Source organism: Rhizobium sp. 42MFCr.1 (genome assembly GCF_000377185.1).
Lineage (GTDB): Bacteria > Pseudomonadota > Alphaproteobacteria > Rhizobiales > Rhizobiaceae > Rhizobium > Rhizobium altiplani.
The window spans coordinates 1-1,700 of sequence record NZ_KB897901.1 but is presented as its reverse complement, the minus strand read 5'-3'; the positions used below and the strand labels follow the sequence as shown (position 1 = coordinate 1,700).

The 1,700-nt window shown below is 58.2% G+C and carries 1 protein-coding gene and 1 pseudogene; one reads left to right on the top strand and one right to left on the bottom strand.

Annotated features, from left to right (window positions below; all coding sequences use genetic code 11):
• Positions 1–387: 387 nt before the first annotated feature.
• Positions 388–1,425: an IS110 family transposase gene (locus C934_RS0131475; protein WP_018855778.1), complete on the bottom strand. Its 1,038-nt coding sequence runs from the start codon at positions 1,423–1,425 to the stop codon at positions 388–390.
• Between the two features lie 50 nt (positions 1,426–1,475).
• On the opposite strand from C934_RS0131475, the pseudogene C934_RS36130 reads away from it, so the two are divergent.
• A pseudogene (locus C934_RS36130) lies at positions 1,476–1,700 on the top strand (hypothetical protein); the annotation flags it as partial.

Genomic DNA, 1,700 nt, shown 5'->3' with positions numbered 1-1,700 from the left:
CGACATGGAGCGCGCGGTCGAACAATATGCTGAGGACGACGAGGTCGGGCGATGAGTGTTTACGACGACATCCAGACCGCAGCCGTCTTCGCTATCCTTTATGTGGACGGCCCCCTGCTCGCAAGATATTCTGAGACGGATTTGATCCGATCGCTTGCGCCCATATGTCCGGCCTTTTGTTGTGCTCGCACATGAGCGCTGGCCAAGATGGTTTCCGCAGCGTGAGTTCCAAACATCTCTACGACCTTGCAGAAGGCCAAAGGATAGGACGGAGTGTCTCACGTCTTGGATCGATCGATCACACCATCTAATCTCCTATCTTGCAAGTTCGGTTGTCAGCAACCCAACGTGAATCTTAAGTTAGAACTTTCCGTATCGTGCTGATTTTCATGTGGCGCCAACCATCAGGGCTGACGCATATTTTGCGTTGTAACTTTCCCCGGTCACCATGAGCTTCCAGGCGATACGCGCCATCTTGTTGGCGAGGGCGACGGCTGCCAGCTTCGACGGCTTGCGGTTGAGCAATTCGGCCAGCCACGGAGAAGTCTTGCCGTGTCGGCGAGCATGCTGAATGACAGTCGTCGCCCCGGCCACCAGCACCGCTCTCAATGCCTCATCGCCTGCCTTCGTGATGCGTCCGAGTCGCAGCTTGCCGCCGGTCGAGTGATCCTTTGGCGTCAGCCCAATCCACGCCGCGAATTGGCGGCCGGATCGGAAGAGTTCTGGCGCCGGTGTCTTCATGATCAGAAGCGCTGCGCCGATCGGACCAATGCCAGGAATAGTATTGAGACATTTGCAGCGTTCGTCAGCTCGCTGCCACGCCATGAGCCTGGCATCCACATCCGTAATCTTTTCTTGCAACTGGGCGTATTCCTCCGCCTGGCTCGCGAACAATGCCCGTGCCAGCTCCGGCACGGTCTCGTCGGACTGTGTTCGTTCAAGCAGCAAGGGAATATGCGCCAGTCCCTTGGCGACGGAAATGCCGAATTCAGCGGCGTAACCTCGGATTGCATTAGCGAGTTGGGTGCGATTGCGGATCAAGCGATCCCTGACGCCGACCAACATGGTGGCGGCCTGCTCATCGGCTGCCTTGACCGGTACGAACCGCATCGTCGGGCGGCTCATCGCCTCGCATAACGCCTCAGCGTCCGCAGCGTCGTTCTTGCTCCGCTTGACATAAGGCTTCACGAGTTGCGGCGCGATCAACTTCACCTCATGCCCGAGGTCGGTCAGCAGCCGAGCCCAGTGATGGGAGCCGCCACAGGCTTCGATGGCGATCACGGTTGGCGGACAGATCCTGAAGAAGTCGATCATTTCCTTGCGGCGCAGCTTTTTGCGCAAGACCGGTTTCTCAGCGGCATCCACGCCATGCAGCTGAAAAACATGCTTTGACGTATCCATGCCGATGCGAATAATCTTTTCCATGGGCGGCTTCCTTTGTTTGAGATCTTAACGACTCACTCTGGCACGTTTCGATGCCGTTCGGGGGCCGTCCACACCAACATCTCTGGCATCGAGAAGCAGGAAAAGGCGAGAGGGAGGGACGCAAGGAGCGCCCCGTCGCGGTCGGCGTGCGGATAGCGCGTGCCGATGGTGACCTGGTGCTGTTTTTCCCGATCACCACGAAACAGCCCGAGCGGGACCGGTTCGCCTTCGAGATCCCGGCAATCGAAAAACGTCGCGCCGGCCTCGATGCAGAT

Excerpts from the sequence above, each read along its gene's own strand:
- C934_RS0131475 (WP_018855778.1), bottom strand. The coding sequence starts at position 1,425 with ATGGAAAAGATTATTCGCATCGGCATGGATACGTCAAAGCATGTTTTT.